Raw genomic sequence first — 25838 nt, 5'->3', positions numbered from 1 at the left:
GAAGGCTAAATCCGAAGGATTTAAATCCTGCACGACCCACCATCAAATCGAAATACCCAGCAAATTCTCCAAACCAAGTAAATGCTCAGTCGCCAAATTGTGCTCAGGCAAGCTGGTTGCAGGTTCAGGCCGAAGGCTAAATCCGAAGGATTTAAATCCTGCACGACCCACCATCAAATCGAAATATCCAACAAATTCTCCAAATCAAGTAAACGCTCAACAGCCAAGATGTGCTTAGCTTTGTGTAGAATTGTAATAGTCCCAAAAATAGACAAATGAATGAAGGTCTACGCGGTTTGTGTTTTATCTATCGTATAGAATGTCACACGTAAAAATTAGAATACTGTTTCTATGGTTTAGCTCTCTGTGAAGTAGATATTATTAACGGATAAAATCAGTAAAAGTAACTTTGTTGATTTTTTATTCTGTTTATTTTTGCTTAAATAGCTTATTGGTTGATATTTTTATATAAATTAGCATTGCGCAGTATCAATGGATTATGTTTAATTAGATGAGAGTGGGCTAAGATTTGCTTCCAACTATACCTGATGTACCTAAGATTGCGGTTGACCGATTATTTTTAATAATATTATCAGCCATCTCTCAATAAAAGATCATCAAATAAAGATGTTCATTTAATTGCGCCACTCAAATATACCTTAGAGAGACTAATGTGATCATGAAATATAACGTTGAATTAGAATGTGATTATAAAAATAAGGAAAATTGGGGGCTGAGATTCATGGCAGGTTAGCTTGAAGCTAAATTCTAATTATTTGTAAACTATCAATACTTAATGTCGATCATCTTCATTCGAAGATAAAGTTAGCAACATTAAAATAAGATAATCCAATAGTATTAATTTGTCATATTTTTGTGATGTTCATCAAGTAAAATGAATAATAAACTTTCTTAACGTTATGGTTTTGTTATGTTGAATGCCGTTAATTGGTAAATATTTACCGTGCTACTTTAAAAACTTAGCGTTTTCATTAATTGTAACAAAGTTTTTGTTTGTGTAAGTTATTGATATTTAATATTGCTAAAAACTTTTAAAGGTAAAATTTATTATTTTTACTGTTATTTACAGATATCAATGATATCTGGTTGTTTTTTATTCGTTATATGACCAATTACCCTCAAAATCATTAATATTGTTACAGTATTAAATTATTCTATTTATTTCCTTTATTTTCAGGTTATGAGTCGGCTAAGTGCTGTTTTTTCAGTGTGATATTCTGTTGAACTCCTTTGTGTACAAGCAATATGAGTAATGCTGGTGGGGGCTGTCATTCATAACATTATGATATATATAGAATATTGGTCATGTTATTGTGGCTTAAATATGTTGTAATACTCTGTTACATGAATGTGATGTCATTTTAAGATGGGTTGAAACTAATTAGATTGCTAGTATATCATTCCTTCCGATATATGCTGAATCGTCAGCAGTACTATCAAATTTTTACTTATTATATAAAAGATAAAATAAGAAAATTGCAGCCACTTATCTGCTAATTTTCATTTCATTAATATAAATTGAAGCGAGAATGTTTATGAATACAAAATATCCTGTCGCTTGTGCAGTTGGACAAAAAATTAAAACGCTAAGAAAAGCTCAAGGCTATACGGTGTTTCAGTTGGCTAAAGAGATAGATATTAGTGAGCAACAGTTATTTCGTTATGAGCGTGGTGTGAATCGTATTGATATTGATTGTTTGGTTCGCGTATTAAAAGTCTTAGGCGTAAATATGGGTGAATTCTTTAGTGAAGTGTTACAAGATGATACCCAGCAAGACGAAAGAAGAGATACTAAAGGATTCGATGATTCGATTTACTCCGTAGTATAAATAATGAATTACGTCCCATAATGAAACCTAAATTGATTTTAACTTCTAATTGTTTCAATTAAGAACTTAAATTATATATATTTCATTAAAAAGAATAAATACATTGTTTATCTCTTATTGTGTGTAACTTTAAAAATAAAAGCCTGTAATGGGCTTTTATTTTTTTATTATATAAATATATATAGAATTAATTTAAAGTTAAATAAGTACTAATTGGATTAGTGAGTTGAATAGGTTCATTTTTGAGTATTTAAATAGTAAAATAACGCTGATAACTTGGGCTATCAGCGTTATCCTCATTAATGAAAACGTGCTTTTTTGGCAAGGTAATCACCAATCAATTGCATGCCTTGAACAATAATGATTAATGTCACCACAGTAATAGCCATAGCTACATTATCAAAGCGTTGGTAGCCATAGTTCAAGGCAAGATCGCCAACGCCACCTCCGCCTACGGCACCTGCCATTGCCGTCGCACCGACTAAAGTAATACTTGCCGCTGTCAAACTTAAAATAAGGGAAGATTTTGCTTCTGGTAAAATGAAATGCCAAACAATTTGCCAATTTGTTGCACCCATAGAGTCTGCGGCTTCAATGATCCCAGAATGTACACTTAAAAGAGAGTTTTCAACTAGGCGAGCAGTGTAGGGGGCAATAAAAATCACTAATGGCACTATTGCAGCCGTTGTTCCGATAGACGTTCCTACCATAAAACGGGTTAGTGGGATCATTGCCACGAGTAAGATAATAAAGGGCAAAGAGCGAATGATATTAATAATTGGGTTTACAATTCGGTATATGCATTTATTTTCCCAAATCCCTTCAGGCCTCGTTATCACGAGTAATATACCCAGTAAAATACCAAATAAGGAGCCGAGTACTAAGGCAACACTCACCATGGTGAATGTTTCAGACATAGCAAGTAAAAATTGTTTACTTGTTAAGGCGGTTTCGAATAATTCTGTCATATTGCCCCCTGGCTCACTGCTACGCCACGTAAGCGTAGAAACTGTATCGCTTCTTCAATCTGCGTTTTATCACCCACAATTTGTACAAACATACTGCCGAGCACAACGCCACTGATTTCTTTCATATTGGCAAAGAGAATATTAATTTTGACGATCTCTTTTAAAATTAGCTCATTAACAACGGGCTCTTGGGCTGATGACCCCAGAAATTCAAGGCGATAAACATCTTGTTGATGGTCTAAATTGTGAAGAACACGCTCAGGTATTTCTTCATTTAAAACAGTACCGACAAACTTTTGTGTCGTTGGTTGTTTTGGATTTGCAAAAATTTCTAATACTGTACCTTCTTCCACAATTTTACCCGCCTCCATCACTGCAACACGGTTACAGACCTGCTCTATGACCTCCATTTCATGCGTCACAAGCAGGATAGTAATATTCTGTTCTCGACTGATTTTTTTTAATAACAGCAAGATAGAGCGCGTTGTTTGAGGGTCTAGAGCGGATGTTGCTTCATCACATAGCAAAATTTGGGGGTTATTGATAAGCGCACGGGCAATACCCACGCGTTGTTTTTGCCCACCCGATAACTGACCAGGATATTGATTCTTTTTATCGCTTAGCTCGACATATTCAAGAATGCTATCAACACGGCGATTGATTTCACTTTTATCTAGCCCTAACAATAGTAGGGGCATGGCTATATTTTGGGCAACAGTTTTGGTTTCTAGTAAATTAAAATGTTGAAAAATCATGCCAATACTTCTTTTATGGGCACGAATCTCAGCGGGATTATGGTGAGCAATATTTTGCCCATCAATAATCACAGCGCCATTAGATGGTTTTTCTAGTTGATTGACTAAGCGAATAAGTGAGCTTTTTCCTGCCCCGCTATAACCAATAAACCCAAAGATATCACCTTTATTGATATGCAAGTTAATATCTTGCAATGCAACTAAAGATTGCCCATCTTTTTCATATACTTTTTGGACATTTTGAAATGTAATCATAGTTTACTCTACATTATCAGTTAGTTGCATACGTTTTGAAGGTGAGGGGGCTGGCTGCCATTCATCACCTAATAATTCAAACTCTTGGCTTGTTTTCACTAATTCGAGATGTTCTTCTCTATGGGCAAGGTATAATTGCGCTGCAATATGGTCAGCTAAACGTTCTGCACCTGTATTGGTGCCTGGGATCAAGCCAATCACAGGCCCCATGCTAAGGGAGGCACTCAAATTAAAACAATAAAATTGTTTTAGCTGTTCATTGTCAGCACTATTTTTGCCTTGTAATTCAAAATGTGTTCCTAAATAGGGGTGTGCCCCGAGTTCACTATTTAGCTCGCTGATTGGTGGGGTATAAACATCAGCCCACGTTTTTATTAATGGGGTAATTTGGTTAAATGCAGGATGTTTGAACCAATTGATTCGGTAGCCTGTTGCAAGGATCAAGTAATCTAAGGTGAATTTTTCGGATTTAGTCGAAATATGGAGTTTTTTATCTTTTAATTCAATATATTCAACTTGAGTATTAAAGTTGAAAAAAGCGTTTGAATGACGAGAAACGCGTAAAGTGCTGCCATGAGGGGCTGGGGTTTTTGCTTTAGCCACATACTCCGCGTAATGCCATTTCTGTGCATCTGTAAAGTAAGTGTAAGCATTCGAAAAACCGGCACTTCCTGCAACTTTACCACGGTTTACACGTGGCATATCAGTGGCGCGAATTAAGATTTCAACAGAATTAGCCCCATTTTCTAGCGCGGTGGCTGAACTGTCCATGGCACCTGCGCTATAGCCAACAACGCCAATATCTAACCCTTTGAAACGGCTATAATCTGTACCTGCATATGAATGCTCCCAATAATGTTGTGGAATGTTATCCATAAAACTGGGGATGCTCGGTTCGCTAAATGACTCCATACCCGTAGCTAAAATAACATGCTGCGCAATGTAATCTTGTATTCCTTCAGGGGTATTAAAGACTAACTTACTACCATGATCGGTTAAATGTAGGTCAATAAGTTCATATTGATTAAATACTTTAGGGGCGGTAATGGCTTTATACCACTGTAAGTATTCTCCCCATTGAAGGCGAGGAATTTTATCTAACTCTTCCCATTTTTCATTGCCAAATTGCGCTTTAAACCATGCTTGGAATGTTAATGAAGGGGAAGCTAAAGCGGGGCCAACAACCTGCTTTGGCGAACGCAGTGTTTCCATGAGAGCAGGTTTTTGCCAAGGTCCCTCATTTCCAGCAATAGACTTATCAAAGATAATGGCATTGATACCGCGTAATTTGAGTGCAAATGCGGCGGTGACGCCTGACATACCCGCACCAATAATGGCAACATCAATGCGTTGCTTGTTGATATCATTATCAGATAACGCCCATGATGCGATTGGGATATTAAGATATTGCAAGTCTTGTGCAATTTGTGCTTCTAAAGCGGCTAAACCTGTGATCCTATCCATGAAATTATTCCTTATTCTCCGTAATTTCAAACGGTTCACCGAGGGAAAGCATCAAGCGATTTGCCCATGAGAAAAACGCAGTAGACTGAATTAAATCAAGTAATTCGAGTTCAGATAGCCCCAATTGGCGTAGTGTTGCGATTTGATGTGCAGTAGCCTGAATTGGTGTTGCTGATAAAGACGCCACGAGGTCAGTTATTGCTAACAATCTATCATCAAAACCTTCGGCAAGAACTTCACCCGTCGGTGTAGCTAAGAGCTTATCAACATCACCTCGACGCTCTTTGGCATACTGACTGGCTTTGCGTGCATGAACGGATGCACAATAAATGCAACCATTCACTTTGCTGACAACCGCCGCTGCGAATTCACGCTCCCAACGCGGTAGGCCGCCTGCGGTGTAAAAGACACCACGGTCGATTAAGGTTCGAATTTCTAAAATTTTGCTTTGGTGAGCGAGCAAAAGAAAGTATTCGGAGTTTAATTGGCCAAATTTTTTCATCACTAGAGCTTCTTCATCGCTTAGCGTTTCAACTTCTCTAGCGGCTATCCAAGCTTCCCAGCCTAAACTATCTTGCGTAAAGGCAGTAGGGGATGGATTGCCTTGGCGAGTTACAGGCTGATGATTCCATTTGCCTGCGACTATTTTAGCCGCATCGAGTGATTTACTCTCTGGTGCGGTTAAGAGATTGATTCCTTCGACTAAACGAGCTTGATAGGTGACAAAAGTAATTAATTGAGCAAGCAAAATGATGTCGCTATTTTCCCAGCCATTTTCGATTAAGTTTTCGATGAGTGAGAAATGAGTATCTTTTGGGGCCAACGTTAATATTTGCAGATATTCCGTAGCAGTTTGCAAAGCAGGTGAAAGATTTTCAGTTTTTAGTGATGACGACTGTTGCGAATAAAAATCTGCTAATGCTTGGCTACCCGTCAATTTTGCAACTTGATATGCAAGGTTATAACGAACATCAACAGGAAATCGTGTTGATGGTACAGAGAAAATTTCACTGAATGCAGCTTGAGTATTTAAGGTTGCGTCTGAACGGTCTTGACGGATTAATGCTAAATCGGAATCTGGTGGCAAGTGTGTCAGGGTGTTAATTAAATCATTATTGGAAACAGTCATAGAGTAACTCACTTTTTTTAAACGTTTTTTATCTCCTTCATTACATATCAATCACATCATTTATCGAACGATCTATTTGTTATATCCATATAACCTAAAAGAATTAAAGCTACTTCTTATATTACTAATAAGCTAAGTTATAACTATCTGATCTAAGAACAACCAAATTAATATGATTATACTGGCTGAAATATTTTCACAGGGTTGTTACATATGTTAAAACAAAAAATAATAAATCTATCTTTAATCGCGGCAGCAGTTATTACGCTTTCAGCGTGCGGTGATAACAATGAAAAAGATAATCCAAATAAAAAACAAATCACGATAGGTTTTGGGGTAGGAAATTATATCGACCAAGTCGATAAAGGTATTGTTCCTATTTTAGAGAAAAAAGGCTATAAGGTAACATTGCGCCAATTTTCACAAAATAGGCAAATTAACCCTGCATTTGAAGAAGGTTCTATTGACGCATCGGTGAATCAAAGCCGTGCATATATGGATGCTTATAACAAAAAGAATAATATTAATATGGTCGCATTGACTGATTCACCAAGTGCGCCGCAAAGTTTACGTTCAAATAAACACAAATCAGTTGATGACGTAAAAGATGGCATGATTGTAGCTTTATCTAACGACCCTGTTAATGCAGAACGAGGAGCGCGAATTCTGGAACAACTAGGCTGGATTAAAATTAAACCAAATGTCAGTACATTAAGTTTTAGTGTTAATGATATTTCATCAGGAAAATATCATTTAGATGTGCGCGAAACGGATGCTGCTCAAGGATTACGGTTACTTGATGACGTTGATTTTGTAGTGGTAAATGGTAATTATGTTGCAAGTGCAGGCCAGCGTATTGCAGATGGGTTAGTTGTTGAAAACTCGCCGTTAGAACACCGTGTTATTGTTACTGTTATGCAAAAAGACCTTGATTCTCTATGGGCTAAAGACTTAAAAGACGCCTTTGAGTCCAAAGAATATGCAGATTATATCCGTTCCCAGCGCATTTATGATGGTTTCATTGAGCCAGAAAGCTGGAATAAATACCCTAAATAAAATCCTAGTCTAATTTTTTATATTTTTGTTCTTATCTAGCCACTTATTATTAAATTAATAAGTGGCTTTCTTATAAATTAATATGAAATTTATTCTTATTAAATTTCTAGACAACATAGTGTTTTTACTGCTATTAAATAGTTAAGTAACACAATAAAAAATATAACTTCATAAAAAAACAGAACAAAACAAAACAGAACAAAATCAACCTGACAGGGGAAAATATGAACCACGAACTGATTGATGCATTTAATATTATAAAGAATAAAAAATGGGTTGATTTAACACACAGCTTTGATGGTAATTCGCCACATTTTTTTATGTTTGATGCTGCGGAGTTTAAAACCTTATTTGGCTACCCAGAAGGTTTCTTTGCTCAACAATTTACCTTTCCAGGGCAGTATGGTACGCACATTGATGCACCATGCCATTTTGTTGAAGGCAAACGCTTTTTGCATGAGTTAGAACTAAAAGAACTTGTTTTACCTTTAATCGTCATTGACCAGTCTGAAAGAGCTAAACAAGATCCAAACTTCGCATTCTCTCTTAATGATGTACTGGCTTTTGAAGAGCAACACGGCAAAATCGAAGCTGACAGTTTTGTTGCACTTAGAACAGATTGGAGCAAACGTTGGCCATCACAAGAACTGATGGATAATAAAGATGTTGAAGGTAATAACCAAATTCCAGGCTGGGGAATGGATGCGTTAAAATTCTTATTTGAAGACCGGGGGATTAAAGCGATTGGGCATGAAACGTTTGATACCGATGCCGCGAAAGATTTTCGTAAAAATAATGCATTACTGGGTGAATATTACGTTTTAGAACAAGATACCTACCAAGTGGAATTATTGGCAAACTTGGATAAAGTACCGACTCGTGGAGCGGTTATTTTTAATATTGTGGCGAAGCCCAATAATGCGAGTGGGTTCCCTGTGCGCTCATTTGCCATTCTGCCCTAAATAATAAAATTTTATTGCCAGTCATCTGCAGAGAATGCCTGGCAATAAGCTGCAATTATTCCTACAAGACTAATACTACCCAGATTGCGGCTAAGAGCATGCACAGCGCGGCAACAATACCCCCTGACTTTGCAAACTCACCAAAAGATATTTTCACGCCATATGCAGCGGCTTGTTCAACAACAATAATACCTGCAAGGCTACCAAAAACTAATAAATTGCTTGAAAAGCCAGAGCCAAGTACTAATGCAGCTCCAAGGGAATCTGCATTTCCATCAGGCGTTAAAAATGGTACGAGTAGCATGACGGAGGGATTATTCCCTACAATTGTGCTGAGCACACCAGTGACTAAAAACAATGCCAGTGGATTATTTAAATCGACGCCATGAGCGCGTAAATCATTGAGGAGCTGCTGAGGAATTCCTGTTGACGCAAAGGCTGCATTAACGACAAACAATCCCATAATTAAGAGTAATAAATTCCCATCGACTAATTTCAGCATATCGCTTGATGCAATTGAACGGTTCAATAATAAGAACCCTGCGGCAGTAAGGGCAATTAATTCTCTAGGAATATCGCTAACAATAAATGCGACAATAACGGCGAAGGTAATAATCCCCGCTTTAGTGGTCTCCCATACATTTAATGTTTCTTGCGTTGTTGGCGCTTTAGTTTGCATTTCATCCTTAGAGATGTACCAACGGTTGCGGTACAACCAAGCTAGGACTAGCCATGTAATCGGTAACGAAATTAAGGCAGGAATTGCTGAGGCTTCTAGTAACCCCACAAAGGAAATGTCGAGCCCTTGAGCAGCAATCATATTCTGTGGACTACCAATCAATGAGCCAGCTGCCCCGTTATTTGCGGCGAAACAAAAGCCTAATAAAAATGGAATCGGGTTTAAACCTCGGGATAAGCTAATAGAAACTAATAATGGCGTCATGGCAACCACCACAACATCATTGGTTAGTAGAGCAGAGAGGAACCCGCCAACACCAATTAACACGGCTAAAAGTGCGGGAGGCGAAACTTTTAACAGAGCAACACGGTTTGCTGTCCAGCTATAAAAACCAGATACAACAAATGATGCAGATACCACCATTAAACCGAATAACATGCCAATTGTCCGATAATCAATGGCATTCCAAGCATGCGGTGGGGTAATGCTACCGATAGCCATCATGGCCAAGGCACCAATAACAGCAGCACCTGTTCGGTCCACTTTAAAGCCAGGTAACTTACCAAAACCCATGGCAATGTAAACCAAAAGAAAAACAATAATGGTTAAAGTCATTGTATTCACATTTTAATCAATAAATTTATGGATAATTTATCGGTGAATATCTTTTGAATCAAGGTTAAATACTCTTTTAATAATAATAAGTTGCAGTAAATCCTATTTACGGTTATCGCAAAAAAGATAGAAAGTGAAAAATAAGATAGCGGCTAAGCCTACACATTCAACTCAATACCCATTTCATTTACACTTATTTTGAAATCAGTAGCAGGTGAAAATTAATTACAAAATAACAGCCAATGGCCATAAAAAGGTCAATTGCATTTCTACGAGAACAGAAAATCATAAATATGAAAATAATTCGTGATCAAGGTCTCTATTTTGAAAATTAGGTCAAGTATTTAAGTGTGATTTTAGTCACTATTTTTGCTGGTTTTGTATAAAAAAAAGTCTTTGTAGTAAAGTTACAAAGTGTATTCGTGAACTTGATCAATATTTGGGTGGGGGTATATAGGGGGTTTTGGTGACTTGTGTCACATAAAACCCACGTGGTACGCATCTGATAAAGGCCATGTTAGAGTGAAAGTGTCGAAAAATTCACTAACGTTATTTGGCGATAACGTTACAACCTTATCGTTCTCGTACCACGGGGTTCTATCATGGTAACATCAAATATCAAATTAAAGGTACAGAATTTTGGGCGTTTCCTCAGTAATATGGTCATGCCTAATATCGGTGCTTTCATTGCGTGGGGCTTAATTACCGCGCTCTTTATTCCTACGGGCTGGTGGCCAAATGAAACGTTGGCACAGCTTGTCGGCCCAATGATCTCTTACTTACTGCCATTACTTATTGGCTATACGGGCGGACGGCTTGTTGGCGGTGAGCGTGGAGGAATTGTTGGGGCAATCACAACTATGGGGGTGATTGTTGGTGCTGACATGCCAATGTTTATGGGCGCAATGATAGCAGGGCCATTAGGTGGCTATGCGATTAAACGTTTTGACCGTTGGATCGATGGTAAAGTTAAAACAGGCTTTGAAATGCTCGTGAATAACTTTTCATCTGGCATTATTGGTATGCTTTTGGCGATACTCGCTTACCTTGCTATTGGCCCACTCGTTGCTGGTTTATCAAAAGTGTTGGCGGCTGGCGTTAATGTGATGGTGGAAAATAATCTACTGCCCCTTACATCCATTTTTGTTGAGCCTGCAAAAATACTCTTTCTGAATAATGCCATTAACCACGGTATTTTCTCCCCGTTAGGTATTCAGCAAGCCACTGAAACAGGTGCATCTATTTTCTTCTTAATTGAAGCGAATCCAGGCCCTGGTTTAGGCGTGTTGTTGGCATATATGTTTTTTGGAAAAGGGAATGCTAAACAGTCAGCATCTGGTGCGGCAATCATTCACTTTTTTGGTGGGATCCACGAAATTTATTTTCCTTATGTCTTAATGAATCCGCGTTTAATTCTTGCCGTTATTCTGGGTGGCATGACTGGTGTGTTTGTGATGAACCTATTTCATGCAGGCTTAGTCTCACCTGCATCCCCTGGCTCTATTTTTGCCGTTTTATTGATGACACCAAAATCATCTTTAATAGGCGTTATTTTATCAGTCACGAGTGCTACCTTGGTTTCTTTCTTAGTCTCTGCCATTTTATTGAAAAGAACCCGCGTGGGTGATGATGATGAATTAGATAATGCGACGAAAAAAATGCGTGATATGAAAACGCAATCTAAATCATTAAACAAAGAAGTAGCGAATAACAATTCAACGGTTAACCTTGCAAATGTGCGCAATATTATTGTTGCTTGTGACGCTGGCATGGGCTCAAGCGCGATGGGTGCAGGTGTATTAGCGAAAAAAGTTCGTGATGCAGGACTATTTGATATTAATGTCACCAATATGGCTATTAATGACCTGCCTGCGGATGTCGATATTGTTATCACTCATAAAGACCTCACTGAAAGAGCTAAAACATTTGCACCTAATGCAATACACATTTCTTTAGCAAATTTCTTAGATGGTCAAACGTATAATGATCTCGTCACTAATTTAATTGCGAAAAAGCATCCTACTGCTGCAAATGATGGGCGCTTAATTAAGCAGACTATTGTAGCTGCAAATGATGAATCTTTTGATGTTGAAGATAAAGATGAAGCACTGTTTACACTCAGTGCTAAGCATATCCATTTAAATTTATCGGCGAAAAATAAAATACAAGCAATCCAATTTGCAGGGCAAAAATTGGTTGAGGGTGGATATGTTGAGCCTGACTATATTGATGCGATGTTGGTGAGAGAAAAATTAACATCAACCTACCTTGGTGAGTCCATTGCTGTTCCACATGGAACCATTGAAGCAAAAGACCGTGTTTTAAAAACTGGCATTGTTATTTGCCAATATCCAGATGGTGTGCAATTTGGGGATGAACCCGATGAAATTGCCCGCCTCGTTATTGGTATAGCAGCACAAAATAATGAGCATATTGAAGTGATTACACGAATTACCTCAGCACTGGATGAGGATGGCGTTATCGAAAAATTGTGTAATACCCAAAGCATTCAAGAAGTGCTCGAAATTTTAGCATCACAAAGTGCAGCGTGAGGAGAATAACAATGAAAGTCATTCATTTTGGTGCAGGTAATATCGGTCGTGGTTTTATTGGTAAAGTACTCGCAGATGCGAATTCACAGCTCACATTTACCGATGTTAACCAACCTTTAATCGATCAATTAGAGCATCAACAGTCGTATCAGGTACATGTTGTTGGTCAAGAAAGTCGTATTGAAAAAGTACAGCATGTGCACGCAATTAATTCTAATGACCCAAAGACAATCGAATATATCGCTACTGCGGATATGGTAACAACTGCAGTCGGCCCGCAAATCCTAGAAAAGATAGCCGGGACTTTAGCGCAAGGTATTACTTTAAGAAATAAATTAAATAACCAAAAACCGCTCAATATTATTGCGTGTGAAAATATGGTAAGAGGAACAAGCCAATTAAAACAGCATGTTCTCGCGCAATTGCCTGTCGAAATACATGAGTGGGTTGAACAACATGTTGGTTTTGTTGATTCAGCGGTTGACCGTATTGTTCCTCCAATGGATGCAGCAAATGATGATCCCCTGTCGGTAACAGTAGAATCATTCAGTGAATGGATTGTCGACAAAACACAATTTGTTGGCAATATTCCGAGTATTGATGGGATGGAGTTAACGGATAATTTAATGGCATTTGTAGAGCGAAAACTATTCACGTTAAATACAGGCCATGCGATTGCTGCATATCTAGGTCAAATATACGGTCACCAGACAATTAGTGATGCCATTAATGATCCTAAAGTTTACGCTATTGTAAAAGCTGCGATGGAAGAAAGTGGGCGGGTTTTAATTCAACGGTATGGATTTAATGCAGATAAGCATCAGCAATATATTGAGAAGATATTAAGCCGTTTTGCTAATCCTTATTTAAAAGATGATGTCAGCCGAGTAGGGCGTCAGCCTATCCGTAAGCTCAGCCCTGAAGATAGATTAATAAAACCTTTATTAGGGACGTTTGAGTACCAATTACCTAATAATAATCTGATAGTTGGTATTGCAGCTGCACTTCATTTTAGATGTCCTAGCGACCCCCAATCTATTGAAATGGCTGCTTTGATTGAAAGCAAAGGTCTTTATCAAACTATAGCCGAATTGAGTGAGTTAGAACAATATCCTATCATCATTGATAAAATTTGTGTGCAGTATGAACTGATGAAGTAGAGTAACGAGTAATATTACAGATAATGAGTTAATTAGTGAGGTTCAATCACTTTATGGTTATTAGCGGATAAATATTAAGCAGGTGGCCATAAAGTGACAAAAGATATTATTATGGAAAATAGACAAGACATTGAAAATCAAATCCTTGAACGATTAAATCAACGGCCAGAAGTGCATTTATTTGTTCAAGAAGTTATTTTGCTAATTTCGCAAGCAATTGATAAGTTGATGTTAAAAGTCTTTAGAAAGGATGACTATGCCGTAAAATACGCAGTTGAGCCTCTTTTGACAGGAGATGGTCCATTAGGTGATTTATCTGTCCGTTTGAAACTGTTATTTGCCTTGGGGGCTATAACGCGTGAAACCTATGAAGATATTGAATTATTTCTAGCATTAAATGATTCTTTATCTTACCAAGAATTAAAATTAGATTATATCGATGATGAAATAATCGGCAGTATTAAAATGTTGCACTGTATGGGGCCATTACCTGAAATGATGCGTTTTGATCAGCCCGAAGATATGGTTGACAAACAGCTAATTGATTTGCAAAAACAGCGCTACCAGCAAATGGTTAAGTCATCTTTAGTGCTATCTGTTGCGGATTTAATTGCACAAATATTAGAAACTGATGTTTTTTAATGAGCTTTTGTATTTTATTTTTTCTCTGAAAATCTTACCCACCTATTTACTTCATTATATAAATATGTTTGAAATACAAATAGGTATAATTGAACCTAATATGGCTTAAACATGAATATTATTATTGCACATAACATTACTCAAGAGGATAAGGCTGAACTACTGGCGGGGCTCCGTAGTTTTAATATCCAGTATCTAGATGCTTCTCGTTTTGGTCAGTTAGGCATTTATTTTAAAGATGGTGCCGGTGTAATGCAGGGTGGGTTAATTGCGGAAGTAAAAGCGAATTGGTTGTGTATTGATTATTTGTGGGTAAGCGAAACGGTGAGAGAAGCTGGGCTAGGACGTAAATTAATGGAAGTTGCTGAGCAAGAAGCAATAAAATTAGGCTGCATCCATGCTTTGGTTGATACCTTTAGTTTTCAAGCTTTACCATTTTACCAAAAATTAGGTTATATCCAGCAAATGTTCCTGCCAGATTTTCCACAAACAGGTATGCAACGCCACTACCTAACTAAGTTAAATTTAAAGGAAAATAAATAGTGCTATTGATTGTACGGCTCAGAAAAACAATCAGTACTATACGTTTTTGCATTTTCATTTGTGGTTGCGGATGGATTAACGGGTAAATTTAATTGATTTATCCAGCATGATAGACTTTGTTTTGCATTTAATCTTATCCCTGCATTGTTATCATGGGCTGAGCGAATGTTTATTGTTGAGTATTCCATCAGTTTATTATCCACAAAGATAAATATTCGGTCAGCTTTCTGGTCTGGTTGATTGGCTAATAACTGGTCGGCATAAAACAATAAATCATACTGGCCTCGAGTGGCTGAACTCTTAGGCATCCCTTCAATGTGAATGACTTCAGCTTTACTCATTCCAGAAATAACGACTAAAGGTGGCTCTTCTTTTGTACAAGCTAAAAGCAAAAGAGGCAAAAAAAGAAGAATGACAATTTTTTTCATTGAGTATTATCCAGTAAATACGCGAAATAGAATTGATAATAGAAGGTTCTATTCATGATCAAAATGGTTAGATGAAAAATGGGATTTTTCTACTCGCAGCGATTCAATAAGTCACTTTTTGCGTTATATTTCTTCACATTGACTTTCAATATTCATACGGCGGGTTGCGATATAAACGATTAAGTGGCGTAGGTATAGTCGATTAGGTATATTGATTTAAACTTTTAATTGGTAATTTAAATGAATGAATCAAGCAGTTTGATAATTGCAGAAACGATAATTAATGTAAACAGCATCATGTTTTCAGATAATGCATTCTTTCTGCCTATCTATATCTTCAGAGCAGTAAATATCATTTATCAGGTGCATTTATTGATATGATTTCCGCTAACATTGTATATTTGAGGGGGAACTCAACATTAGGCTAAATGGTGATTGTGAAAGCGATAAGAGTTACATAGATAGCAGATAAAACCAAGACGACACCAATGATTGCTCTAGCGAAAAGGCAGAAAATACTACTTGGTGGTGATTTTGGAAATAGTGCTGAAAAGCTCCAATAAGCAAGCCACAGGAGTAAAAAGGCAGCAAATAAAAGATAAATAACGGTGAATGTCACTACATATATCCCAATCTTTAAGTTAGGTAGATAATTGCTATGATGCAACGTACGCTATGATCATTCCAAGCATGCACATGATGACTATAAGGCATATACCAGCGATAACTCGAATAAAAGACCAGAAAGTATTGGTTCGGCCTATATTCCAAAAGCAAAGAAATACTACAATCCCTAATATTATTTCATAAGTAATCAGTTCAGCCATGACGATGCACACATCCGTATGATTAAGTGATTGACAATATACATAAGTCAAATATCAATAGCTATCAATTAAAGGCTAATCTTCTATCCACCACATGTTCACGCCAGTTTGGCTTTGTATAGTTTGGCATAATATGAATAGTGACTATGATTTGCTTGGTGAGATTTTTGTTTAGGGAGGGAGCGGTCTGCTTTTAGCTTAATGGTGTCCCCTGCAGGAATCGAACCTGCAACTAGCCCTTAGGAGGGGCTCGTTATATCCATTTAACTAAGGGGACTTTGAGCTTATTACTAAGCAGGGTTTGCATTTTACTGTCCACTTCCAATGGAATCAAGTTGTTACGGTGAATTAATTCAATTTATTGTGAAGATCGTTTTTTTGTTTGTTTTTTCGTACTAGTTTTGTCTAATAACTATTTCAGTTGCTGGTTTTATTTTACTGTGTATATAATCGAAATCCCTACAAATGTTAACATAAATTCAACATTTCCATAAAAAGGTGTTAAGTGTAAGGCAGGCTTATTATCGGTCAATATTGGATTTTGGAGTGAAAAAATGCCAGAAATCAGTACGCTATTTGCTTTTGGTCTAATTGCTCTAGGTATGGTATTAACGCCAGGGCCGAATATGATTTATTTAATTTCACGGTCAATCTGCCAAGGGCGACAAGCTGGGTTTATTTCTCTTGCGGGGGTCGCACTCGGATTTGTTTTTTATATGTTATGTGCTGCCTTTGGCATCACCGCTTTTATCTTTGCTATCCCTTATGCATATGATGTGTTGCGAATTGCAGGGGCGATGTACTTACTCTATTTAGCGTGGCAGGCAGTTAAGCCAAATGGGCGTTCGGCTTTCCAACTCCAAACATTGGATATCGATAGCCCTAGAAAACTTTTTATGATGGGTTTTTTAACGAATATTGCTAATCCTAAAATCGCGATTATGTATTTATCTTTACTGCCGCAATTTATTACACCAGATCACGGCAGTGTGTTAGTACAATCAATGATATTAGGAATAACCCAAATATTGATTAGCTTAACAGTCAATGGGCTTATCGTGATTACAGCGGGAGCTATTTCATTACTACTGGTACGCCGTCCGACGTGGCAGCTAATTCAACGGTGGCTAATGGGGACAGTTTTGGCGGGGTTAGCTGTCAAGATACTGGTTGAATCTAAAAAGTGATTATGAGAAAGAATAAGCTTCTGTGGCTTATTCTTTCATTTTATGTCTTTTCTGTTTAATTGTTGTGTTAGTTTTTCCTTTCTATTTTTCGTCATATGAAAATAATATTTAAATGGTTTTGTGCTAATTGCTCATAATTCTTATAATAATGGCATGATTAACTAGGGTATAATTAAAAGCTCATCTGTATAATCACTCAAAACGGTTAACAAAAATATTTTTTTCGCCTTATTATTATCAAATTCGTGAATATTGTGGAAAGTGCCATAGCAGGACGGTGCAGGGAATGGAGAGGGTGTTATGAAGTTTCGCATGACTAGCGTTTTTCTAGCGGGTGTATTAATTGCAGGTTGTGCAAGTAATATTGACCCAGATACGCAAGAACGTTCAGACCCATTAGAGGGTTTTAACCGAGCAATGTTTAATTTCAACTACAATGTTTTAGACCCTTATGTCTTAAGACCTGTTGCTGTTGCTTGGAATGATTATGTTCCTATGCCTGCGCGTAATGGCTTATCGAACTTCTTTGTTAACCTTGAAGAGCCCGCAAGTATGCTGAATAGTTTCTTGCGTGGGGAAGTGACTCAAGGTTTTAAACACTTTAACCGCTTCTTCCTCAATACAGTCTTTGGCATGGGGGGCTTGATTGATGTGGCAACAATGGCTAACCCACAGCTAGCGAAAGATGATCCTAAACGTTTCGGTAATACGCTTGGTTATTATGATGTCGGCTATGGCCCGTATGTCGTTTTACCCGGATATGGGAGTGCGACACCACGCGAGGAAGGTGGGGATTTAGCGGATGGTTTATACCCAATGCTGAGTTACCTGACATTCTGGATGTCCGCCGGTAAATGGGCGCTTGAAGGGATAGAAACAAGGGCACGATTGCTGGATTCCGATGGATTACTTAAAAACTCGTCAGACCCGTACCTGATGATGCGTGAAGCTTACTTCCAACGGAATGATTTCTTATCAAATGGCGGCGTATTGAAAGCAACTGAAAACCCAAATGCGGCTGCGATTGAAGGGGATCTTGACTCGATTGATTAATTTAGTGAATTGACTCAGGAAGGTTTATCACTCTCTTGTTTGTATTAAAACGTGAGAGTGATAAATTAACAGCTAGTCATTATCTCGCTTTCCTCGTTGGGTAACGGTGTCAATCAAGGCTATCACCCCTAACACTCCAATAAATCCGACTGTAAATAATGTCCCCATAAAACCCCCTACGTTTTTGTCATTGTGGCCTCTTTTGTACTTTTACTGCGAATGTATCGCACTAATAATACAGTTTGATGAATGGATACGTATTTTTTGTGTATCTGTATTCTAAAATACGTGTATAGATTGTGCTTGCAAATAAGAACATTCAGAGAAAGAAAGGTAATCTAATGAAATATAAAAGGAATTATCTTAAAAGAAGCTTATAAGGCTAATTTTCAACGTGAAAACAGCTATTAGAATGTAAATTATTCAGTTAACAATTAATTTACATATGTGAATGGTAATGTGTCAAGATAAATTTATGATAGGGCTGTTTTTTGATTAGTAGAGCTATCAGGGAGTTGCCTCCCCGATAGCTAAGTATTCGGTTTATTAGAATGCGTAGTTAAAGTTCACGCCATATAACCAAGCAGAGCCTTCAGATTTGAAGTGAGTCATTGTTCTAGGATCTTGTTCTACCAATCTCTCATTTATGTTCACTTTTTTACCATGCATGTAAGCAATACCAACGTCAACAGATGCATTTTCATTAAATGCATAAGTTGTACCCGCACTTAACCAATAGCGGTCTTGGTCGGGAATTGAGATTGAACGATATTTAGCAGGCACAGGGCTCTCATCATATGCAATACCTGTACGGAAAGTCCAGTTATCATCATAGAAATAGGTTGTACCAATCGCTAGGCGCCATGCATCATCAAAGTTTTCTGCTTTATGAAAGAGCTCTTTCCCGTCACTTTTACGATAAGCAGTAAGGTCTTTAAATTCACTCCAACCTGTGTAAGCAACGCTATAATGCAATGCCCATTTTGGTGCAACTTTATGATAACCTGAAAATTCCCAGATATCAGGAAGATTAAGGTCTAATTTACCTTTTTCAGTTGCTCCGCCAGTACCACCTGCCATTAGAGGGAGGTCATTAGAGAATTTCCCTTCTTCGAATTTAACTTTAACTTTTGAACGATAAGTTAAACTTAAGCGGTTGTCTTGGTTGAATTCATATAAGACTCCTGCATTCCAGCCATATCCCCAATCATCACCTTTTAGTTTTGCTACAGTTGAGCGATTACTGATACCAGGAATATTTGACAATGGAGGGTTTTGAGATAAAACCCCCGCATGACGAGTGATTTCTGCATCTGCGTAGACTGCATTGGCACCAAGTCCAAAGCTAAAGTTGTCATTTAAACGGTATGCACCACTTAAATTCAAATTAACTGTTTTTAAGTCTGTTTTACCACCAACAGATCCTGCTGCGTAATCTTTTGGAAAATCCGTTGCTAAACCGAAGTTAGTCGTCATAGACGTACCAACGGCCCATTTATCGTTGATTGGGAAAATAAAATGCGCATTAGGAACGAGCGCATTAGGCGCAATATTGTTTGAAGTAAACATATCACTATCACGCCCTTTAATATCAACCGTCGGGTCAATATACACCGCGCCTACAGACAGAGATGGTCGGTCAAATAGCATCATCGCAGCAGGGTTACGGCTCCCTTCACTTGCGTTGTCGCCCATCGCACCGGCACCCGAAAATGCGCGTCCCAGTGCGGATGTAGAATATTCATTTAGTAAGAAACCCGCCGCGCCGGCGTTAGAAGATACAATTGCCACTGCTATTGCTAAAGCTGATTTCGAAAACAGGTTTTTCTGGCTCATGACCAAAACCCTCTTATGTTTTATTTTAAATAAAGCGACTTCTATCGCAAGAAGCGCAGAATTGTAGGGTCCATTGCCGTCATGACAAATCAGACCAGTTACTAGAGTATAGGTCTGACCACCTGATATGTTGCAAGCTTGTTTTGTATTTATTGTGACTTCGTTTTCAAAAATGGGATGTATTTAACAAAATGGCAACATGAAGTGACTATTTTGGAGCAATAAATAATCAAATACGGGGTAAGATCAAACTTATGTTTAATTATTAGCAATAAGTTTTGATACATACTGGTTTTTACCACTTTTTCAGCGTTATGATAGCCACTTAACAGTTTGTTTATTTGGAGAGTAAAATGACTGATGCGATTAACCGTTGTAGTGCGGATGAAACAGCAGCTTGCTGTTGTGTGGATGTAGGCACGGTGCTGGACAATAAAGACTGTACTGCGTCGTATCAGCATGTTTTTGCCACCCAAGGTGAAGCGGAATCCATGTTGAAGATGCTCACAGAAAAAGCGAAGTCTGTTGAGTCAGATCCTTGTGTGATTAACCATACTTTTAAACAAGTTGATGGTGGTGTTGAACTGAGCGCAGAATTTAGTTTTAGCTGTGAAGCAGAAAGTCTGATTTTTCAGTTAGGCCTTCGTTAATCAAACGTTTGAATTCATTAAGTGAACCCTTTTATTGTGATAGCCCCTTTTATTGGGCTACTAAGTAATAGAAGGGTTTTTTATATTCGTTAGAACCTTCCCTTTCTTTTTAGCACTATTTTTATGCCAACTTGCGTGCGCGCTCCCATTTTTTAGTCAATGCAATTGATAATTGTGAAAGTTATGTTAACAATCATTACAGGTCAGACCTCTTCCGGCCCATCATGAAAAAATTAACAATAATTTTTTATTTATGCTTTTGCAGGAGCGACCATGAATCAATATTCCCACCATGGTGATAGTACATATTCAACAAAAGAACGCATTGCCATTGTCAGTGGTTTACGTTTACCGTTTGCAAAGCAATCAACTGCGTATCAAGGCATAGCAGCTGTGGATTTAGGCAAAGCGGTTGTCGCTGAATTATTAGTTCGTAGCGATTTAGATAATCAGTTGATTGAGCAACTTGTTTTTGGCCAAGTGGTTCAAATGCCTGAAGCGCCCAATATTGCCCGAGAAATTGTGCTTGGTACTGGGATGAGTGTTTCAACAGATGCTTACAGTGTGTCAAGGGCGTGTGCGACAAGTTTTCAAGCCATTGTGAATGTGGCTCAAAGTATGATGGTTGGGGATATTTCTGTTGGGGTTGCGGGCGGGGCAGACTCTTCTTCGGTTTTACCGATTGGCGTTTCAAAAAAATTAGCGGCAACGTTACTTGCACTGAGTAAGGCAAAGTCGGTTGGGCAAAAATTATCGCTTATTACAAAACTACGGTTAAAAGACTTAATGCCAGTTGCGCCTGGCGTTGCTGAATACTCGACAGGGCTTCGCATGGGGGATACTGCGGAGCAAATGGCAAAAAGCTACCATATTACGAGAGAACAACAAGATGAGTTAGCTCATCGCTCGCACGTCCTTGCTGCGAAAGCGTGGGAAGGTGGCTTATTAAACAATGAAGTGATGACGGCGTATATGCCACCTTTTAAGCAATCCTTTTTGCAAGATAACAATGTACGGGGTAATTCCGTTTTATCTTCTTATGCTAAATTAAAACCTGCATTTGACCGCAAGCATGGCAGTGTAACTGCGGCGAATAGTACGCCTTTAACAGACGGTGCAGCTGCTGTGTTGATGATGACAGAATCAAGGGCAAAAGCATTAGGTTATACCCCACTAGGTTACATTCGTAGCTATGCTTTTAGCGCAATTGATGTATGGGAAGACATGTTATTGGGACCATCTTATGCAACGCCTATCGCATTAAAACGTGCAGGGTTATCTTTACAGGATCTCACACTAATTGATATGCATGAAGCCTTCGCAGCTCAAACATTGGCTAACGTTAAAATGTTTGGCAGTCGCCAATTTGCACAAGACAAATTAGGTTTAAAAAATGCCATTGGAGAGATAGACATGGACAAATTTAATGTCCTCGGCGGTTCTATCGCTTATGGACACCCGTTTGCAGCTACTGGTGCAAGGATGGTGACACAAACATTGAATGAACTGCGCCGTCGTGGTGGTGGCTTTGGTTTAACAACTGCTTGTGCTGCGGGTGGTTTAGGTGCAGCTATAATTTTAGAGGTGGAATAATGACACAAAATTCTACTACGGAATTGGTGATGGATAAGGCACCGCAAGCTTTCTCATTAGAAATTTATGATGAAAATGTAGGGGTGATTTTCATTGATGTTCCAAATGAAAAGGTCAATACACTGAAAGCTGAATTTGCTGAACAATTTCTTGCCATCTTACAAAAAGCGCAATCCACTTCGGGGTTAAAGGGGTTAGTGATTGCCTCGGGTAAAAAAGATAATTTTATTGCAGGTGCCGATATCACCATGATTGCGCATTGCGAATCAAAAGCGCAAGCCAGTGAATTATCAAAAGCAGGGCATATATTATTTGATAAAATCGATAATTACCCATTACCGATTATTGCTGCTATTCATGGGGCATGTTTGGGTGGCGGTTTAGAGTTGACATTAGCTTGTCATGCAAGGGTTTGCTCAAATGATGATAAAACACGCTTAGGCTTACCTGAGGTTCAGTTAGGCTTATTACCTGGCTCTGGTGGTACGCAACGCTTGCCTCGCTTAATCGGTATTCCCCATGCACTGGACTTGATGTTAACGGGGCGTCAGTTAAAAGCTAAACAAGCGCTTAAATTGGGTCTTGTTGATGATGTTGTCCCTGAGTCAATTTTATTAGATGTTGCCGTTAAAATGGTTAAAAAAGGTGGTATTCAGAGGCCAGCTATTCATTGGCAGCAACGCTTATTGAGCAGTAAATTACTTCGCAACCAAGTATTTAATGGTGCAAAACAAAAAGTATTGAGTAAAACCAAAGGCCATTACCCTGCGCCAGAAAAAATTATTTATGCAGTAAAAACGGGGATGAACCAAGGGTTATCTGCAGGGTTTGCAGAAGAGGCCAAAGCATTTGGTGAGTTAGCGATGTCCCCAGAGTCAGCTGCATTACGCAATTTATTCTTTGCTGTTACTGCATTGAAGAATGAAACTGGTGCACAGGCTAAGCCACTGAATGTTAACCAAGTCGGAGTATTAGGCGGAGGGTTAATGGGCGGGGGGATTGCCTATGTGAGCGCAACGCAAGGAAAAGCGTCTGTTCGAATTAAGGATATATCAGAAAAAGGCATTGCTCAGGCCTTGAAATATAGCTGGGACTTATTAACCCAACGCGTCAGCAAACGGCGGTTATTGGCACGCGAACGTGCCGCAATAATGGCTAAAATATCAGGCACGTTGAATTACCAAGGGTTAGAAACTGCCGATCTTATCATTGAGGCTGTTTTTGAGGATTTAGCCCTGAAAAGAAAAATGGTTTCTGACGTTGAAAAAATGACGAGAAAGGATGTTATTTTTGCATCAAATACATCTTCGTTACCTATTCACCAAATAGCTGATAATGCCCAACATCCGGAACGTGTCATTGGTTTACATTATTTTAGTCCCGTCGATAAAATGCCATTGGTTGAAGTTATTCCACATAAACAAACGGATGAAACAACGATTGCTACAGTAGTCGCATTCGCTAAGCGGCAAGGTAAAACGGCTATTGTGGTAGGTGATGATGCAGGTTTCTATGTTAATCGAATTCTTGCCCCTTTTTTATGTGAAGCCGCGCAATGCCTGATTGAAGGTGAGTCAATTGATCATATTGACAGTGCATTAGTTGAATTCGGTTTCCCAGTCGGACCATTTAATTTACTCGATGAAGTTGGTATTGATGTCGGGACCAAAATTTTACCTATCTTAGTTGAACGGTTTGGCGAAAGGTTCAAAGCGCCAGATATCCTAGATAAAGTGGTTAAAGATGACCGTAAAGGTAAGAAAAACAGTAAAGGTTTTTATGAGTATGGTCATTCCTCTCCTAAGTTACTGTTTTGGAAAAAATCCAAAAAACGCCAAGTGGATAAAGCAATTTATTCCCTCATAGGTATCACGCCGGACAATAAGTTAAGTAAAACGGATATTGCTCAGCGTTGTGTGATGATGATGCTAAATGAAGCGGCTCGTTGCCTTGATGAGAAAATTATTCGCAGCGCAAGGGATGGTGATGTTGGCGCCGTCTTTGGTATTGGTTTCCCACCATTTTTTGGCGGTCCGTTCAGGTATATGGATAATTTTGGCATCACAAAAATGGTCGAGACACTAAAAGCGCTTGCAACACGCCATGGTGATAAATTTCAACCGTGTGATTTATTGTGTCAAATGGCAGAGAACAACCAAACGTTTTATTCAGCTGGCCAGCAAGAATAGTGATAGAGGGTTAGGTTAAAGGGAATTACATGATAAGCTAACGATACAATTGAATTTAAAAGAAAATTAAGCCTGAGCTGAATACGAGCCTATTCAGTTATCAGGCTTTTTTAATCGGTCAATTTAATTAACTGGAGTTATGTTTTGATAAAAGCACGTTAAAATATCAATAAAAAGTCATTTAAATCATTTTAATTGTCGACCATTTAATGCAGAATCATTTTTCACCCCAACTGATGGTTACTTTTACAACAATTATCTTAACAAAAAGAATAGCCACTTTACGTAAGTAGGCTACTCAGATGGTGGATTATGCAAGTTTATATTATGCGTCACGGTGATGCGGCGTTACATGCACCAAGCGATGCCGAAAGGCCATTAACACAAAAGGGAATAGATGAGTCAATATTAATGGCTGAGTGGTTGAAAAACCACAGTATTGAGATTGACACGGTATTAGTGAGCCCTTATCTAAGAGCCTTACAAACTGAAAAAACGGTAGGTGAACACCTTAGACTTCCATTGCAAAATGAAGTTTTAGCGCAATTAACGCCAGGTGGAAATGCGGCATTCGTTGCTGATCATATACGTGATTTAGCCGTGACAGGTGCAAAGGCAATCTTGGTGGTATCCCATTTGCCTCTAGTGGGCTACTTGGTGTCAGAACTTTGCCCGCAGAAAGAACCGCCGATGTTTACAACATCAACGATTGCATGCATTGAATTAGATTTGGCTCATCTAAAAAGTAATGTTGAATGGATGCTAAGTCCATCTCAGTTATTATTTGCTAAATAAATTATTCAGTAAACAGAGCACTTAACGGCGAGTGCTCTCTTCAGTTTCAATCAAAAGTAGTAAAGCTGCATTGCCACCCCATTCTTTAGGCGCTTGATGGAATGCAATAATATCAGGGTGTTGTGCGAGCCATAGTGGTGTTTGTTGCTTCAATATGTGTTTACCATGCCCATGCATGATGCATGCACAATAGACATTTTCACGTTTACAAGCGGCTATCAGCGCGCCAATTTCTTGCTTAGCTTCCATTTGAGTCAAACCATGTAAATCAAGGAACAGCTCAGGTGTATAGTCCCCTCGGCGTAATTTTTTTAGCTCATAAGGGTTAGAATCAGGTTTTAAATAGCGAGTTGGACCTTCATTGTCGAGCTGTGGCTGAAATTCATCCGAAAAGTAGAAAGATGCATCAACTTGTTCTTGTTTTATTTTTTTATCAGAAGGTTGCGTGACTTTCACTCGCACGGGAGCATGCAGGACTTGATCCTGATTAATTTTTTTTGCACCACGAATTGCTTCTTTAAATAGATGAATTTCATCATCTTTTAGTCCAAATTTATTTTTTGTCATTTTAGTAATATATGCACAGTCATTTTTGCTGGTCTCTAGTGTAACCTATTTTAAAGAGGGATGGAGACAAAAGCATTTTTTAG

General features: G+C 38.4%; 21 protein-coding genes and 1 tRNA gene. 13 read left to right on the top strand and 9 right to left on the bottom strand.

The window, feature by feature from the left end:
* Positions 1-1556 precede the first annotated feature (1556 nt).
* Positions 1557-1850 carry a helix-turn-helix domain-containing protein gene (locus ABWP91_RS10495; protein ID WP_353243227.1) on the top strand — a complete coding sequence of 98 codons (294 nt, stop codon included), beginning with the start codon at positions 1557-1559 and terminating at the stop codon, positions 1848-1850.
* Positions 1851-2149: 299 nt separating this feature from the next.
* On the opposite strand, the gene ABWP91_RS10490 is transcribed toward ABWP91_RS10495, so the two are convergent.
* Genes ABWP91_RS10490 through ABWP91_RS10475 form a run of 4 tightly spaced genes read right to left on the bottom strand, consistent with a single transcriptional unit; the run spans position 2150 to position 6421 of the window.
* Positions 2150-2818, bottom strand: a complete 669-nt coding sequence (locus ABWP91_RS10490; RefSeq protein WP_353243226.1) for a methionine ABC transporter permease — start codon at positions 2816-2818, stop codon at positions 2150-2152.
* Positions 2815-3828, bottom strand: a complete 1014-nt coding sequence (locus tag ABWP91_RS10485) for a methionine ABC transporter ATP-binding protein (protein WP_353243225.1) — start codon at positions 3826-3828, stop codon at positions 2815-2817. The genes ABWP91_RS10490 and ABWP91_RS10485 overlap by 4 nt, the downstream gene beginning before the upstream one ends.
* A gap of 3 nt (positions 3829-3831) precedes the next feature.
* The gene (locus ABWP91_RS10480; protein ID WP_353243224.1) at positions 3832-5292 is read right to left on the bottom strand and encodes an FAD-dependent oxidoreductase; all 1461 of its coding nucleotides are present in this window, start codon (positions 5290-5292) and stop codon (positions 3832-3834) included.
* Between the two features lie 4 nt (positions 5293-5296).
* Positions 5297-6421 (bottom strand): CMD domain-containing protein, encoded by a 1125-nt coding sequence (locus tag ABWP91_RS10475; RefSeq protein WP_353243223.1) that lies wholly within the window; start codon positions 6419-6421, stop codon positions 5297-5299.
* 213 nt (positions 6422-6634) lie between these two features.
* Between ABWP91_RS10475 and ABWP91_RS10470 the strand changes: the two genes are divergently transcribed.
* Both ABWP91_RS10470 and ABWP91_RS10465 read left to right on the top strand, forming a co-directional pair.
* Positions 6635-7477: a MetQ/NlpA family ABC transporter substrate-binding protein gene (locus ABWP91_RS10470; protein ID WP_353243222.1), complete on the top strand. Its 843-nt coding sequence runs from the start codon at positions 6635-6637 to the stop codon at positions 7475-7477.
* A 224-nt stretch (positions 7478-7701) separates the two neighbouring features.
* Complete coding sequence (locus ABWP91_RS10465; protein ID WP_353243221.1) at positions 7702-8439, top strand: cyclase family protein; 738 nt, start codon at positions 7702-7704, stop codon at positions 8437-8439.
* 61 nt (positions 8440-8500) lie between these two features.
* On the opposite strand, the gene ABWP91_RS10460 is transcribed toward ABWP91_RS10465, so the two are convergent.
* Positions 8501-9733 (bottom strand): ArsB/NhaD family transporter, encoded by a 1233-nt coding sequence (locus ABWP91_RS10460; RefSeq protein WP_353243220.1) that lies wholly within the window; start codon positions 9731-9733, stop codon positions 8501-8503.
* Between the two features lie 602 nt (positions 9734-10335).
* Between ABWP91_RS10460 and ABWP91_RS10455 the strand changes: the two genes are divergently transcribed.
* From ABWP91_RS10455 to ABWP91_RS10440, 4 genes are all read left to right on the top strand, one after another.
* A complete protein-coding gene (locus ABWP91_RS10455; RefSeq protein WP_353243219.1) occupies positions 10336-12285 on the top strand; it encodes a PTS mannitol transporter subunit IICBA in 1950 nt (649 codons plus the stop codon).
* Between the two features lie 11 nt (positions 12286-12296).
* Entirely contained in the window at positions 12297-13445 is a 1149-nt protein-coding gene (locus tag ABWP91_RS10450) for a mannitol-1-phosphate 5-dehydrogenase (RefSeq protein ID WP_353243218.1), read from the top strand.
* Between the two features lie 108 nt (positions 13446-13553).
* Positions 13554-14087: an MltR family transcriptional regulator gene (locus ABWP91_RS10445; protein ID WP_353243233.1), complete on the top strand. Its 534-nt coding sequence runs from the start codon at positions 13554-13556 to the stop codon at positions 14085-14087.
* 111 nt (positions 14088-14198) lie between these two features.
* The gene (locus ABWP91_RS10440; protein ID WP_353243217.1) at positions 14199-14630 is read left to right on the top strand and encodes a GNAT family N-acetyltransferase; all 432 of its coding nucleotides are present in this window, start codon (positions 14199-14201) and stop codon (positions 14628-14630) included.
* Between the two features lie 2 nt (positions 14631-14632).
* Here ABWP91_RS10440 and ABWP91_RS10435 read toward each other — a convergent pair whose 3' ends face one another.
* A complete protein-coding gene (locus ABWP91_RS10435; RefSeq protein ID WP_353243216.1) occupies positions 14633-15058 on the bottom strand; it encodes a hypothetical protein in 426 nt (141 codons plus the stop codon).
* A 1029-nt stretch (positions 15059-16087) separates the two neighbouring features.
* Positions 16088-16162: transfer RNA gene (locus ABWP91_RS10430), tRNA-Arg, on the bottom strand.
* A gap of 277 nt (positions 16163-16439) precedes the next feature.
* Here ABWP91_RS10430 and ABWP91_RS10425 point away from each other — a divergent pair.
* Both ABWP91_RS10425 and mlaA read left to right on the top strand, forming a co-directional pair.
* Positions 16440-17072 carry a LysE family translocator gene (locus tag ABWP91_RS10425; RefSeq protein ID WP_353243215.1) on the top strand — a complete coding sequence of 211 codons (633 nt, stop codon included), beginning with the start codon at positions 16440-16442 and terminating at the stop codon, positions 17070-17072.
* A gap of 300 nt (positions 17073-17372) precedes the next feature.
* The gene (mlaA, locus tag ABWP91_RS10420) at positions 17373-18125 is read left to right on the top strand and encodes a phospholipid-binding lipoprotein MlaA (RefSeq protein ID WP_353243214.1); all 753 of its coding nucleotides are present in this window, start codon (positions 17373-17375) and stop codon (positions 18123-18125) included.
* Between the two features lie 546 nt (positions 18126-18671).
* On the opposite strand, the gene fadL is transcribed toward mlaA, so the two are convergent.
* Complete coding sequence (gene fadL, locus ABWP91_RS10415; protein ID WP_353243213.1) at positions 18672-19961, bottom strand: long-chain fatty acid transporter FadL; 1290 nt, start codon at positions 19959-19961, stop codon at positions 18672-18674.
* 353 nt (positions 19962-20314) lie between these two features.
* Between fadL and ABWP91_RS10410 the strand changes: the two genes are divergently transcribed.
* The 4 genes from ABWP91_RS10410 (at position 20315) to sixA (ending at position 25188) form a co-directional block, all read left to right on the top strand.
* The gene (locus ABWP91_RS10410; RefSeq protein ID WP_353243212.1) at positions 20315-20611 is read left to right on the top strand and encodes a YfcZ/YiiS family protein; all 297 of its coding nucleotides are present in this window, start codon (positions 20315-20317) and stop codon (positions 20609-20611) included.
* Between the two features lie 273 nt (positions 20612-20884).
* Positions 20885-22204: an acetyl-CoA C-acyltransferase FadI gene (gene fadI, locus ABWP91_RS10405; protein ID WP_353243211.1), complete on the top strand. Its 1320-nt coding sequence runs from the start codon at positions 20885-20887 to the stop codon at positions 22202-22204.
* Positions 22204-24393 carry a fatty acid oxidation complex subunit alpha FadJ gene (fadJ, locus tag ABWP91_RS10400; protein WP_353243210.1) on the top strand — a complete coding sequence of 730 codons (2190 nt, stop codon included), beginning with the start codon at positions 22204-22206 and terminating at the stop codon, positions 24391-24393. Before fadI ends, fadJ begins: the two co-directional genes overlap by 1 nt.
* Positions 24394-24705: 312 nt before the next feature.
* Positions 24706-25188, top strand: a complete 483-nt coding sequence (gene sixA, locus ABWP91_RS10395) for a phosphohistidine phosphatase SixA (protein ID WP_353243209.1) — start codon at positions 24706-24708, stop codon at positions 25186-25188.
* Between the two features lie 21 nt (positions 25189-25209).
* Here the strand turns inward: sixA and smrB are convergent, their stop codons facing one another.
* Positions 25210-25755 carry an endonuclease SmrB gene (gene smrB, locus ABWP91_RS10390; protein WP_353243208.1) on the bottom strand — a complete coding sequence of 182 codons (546 nt, stop codon included), beginning with the start codon at positions 25753-25755 and terminating at the stop codon, positions 25210-25212.
* Positions 25756-25838 lie beyond the last annotated feature (83 nt).

Source organism: Providencia sp., assembly GCF_040396775.1.
In the GTDB taxonomy this organism is placed as follows: domain Bacteria; phylum Pseudomonadota; class Gammaproteobacteria; order Enterobacterales; family Enterobacteriaceae; genus Providencia.
Note: the sequence above shows the minus strand (reverse complement) of the source record. Positions and strands in the feature narration are given on the sequence as shown.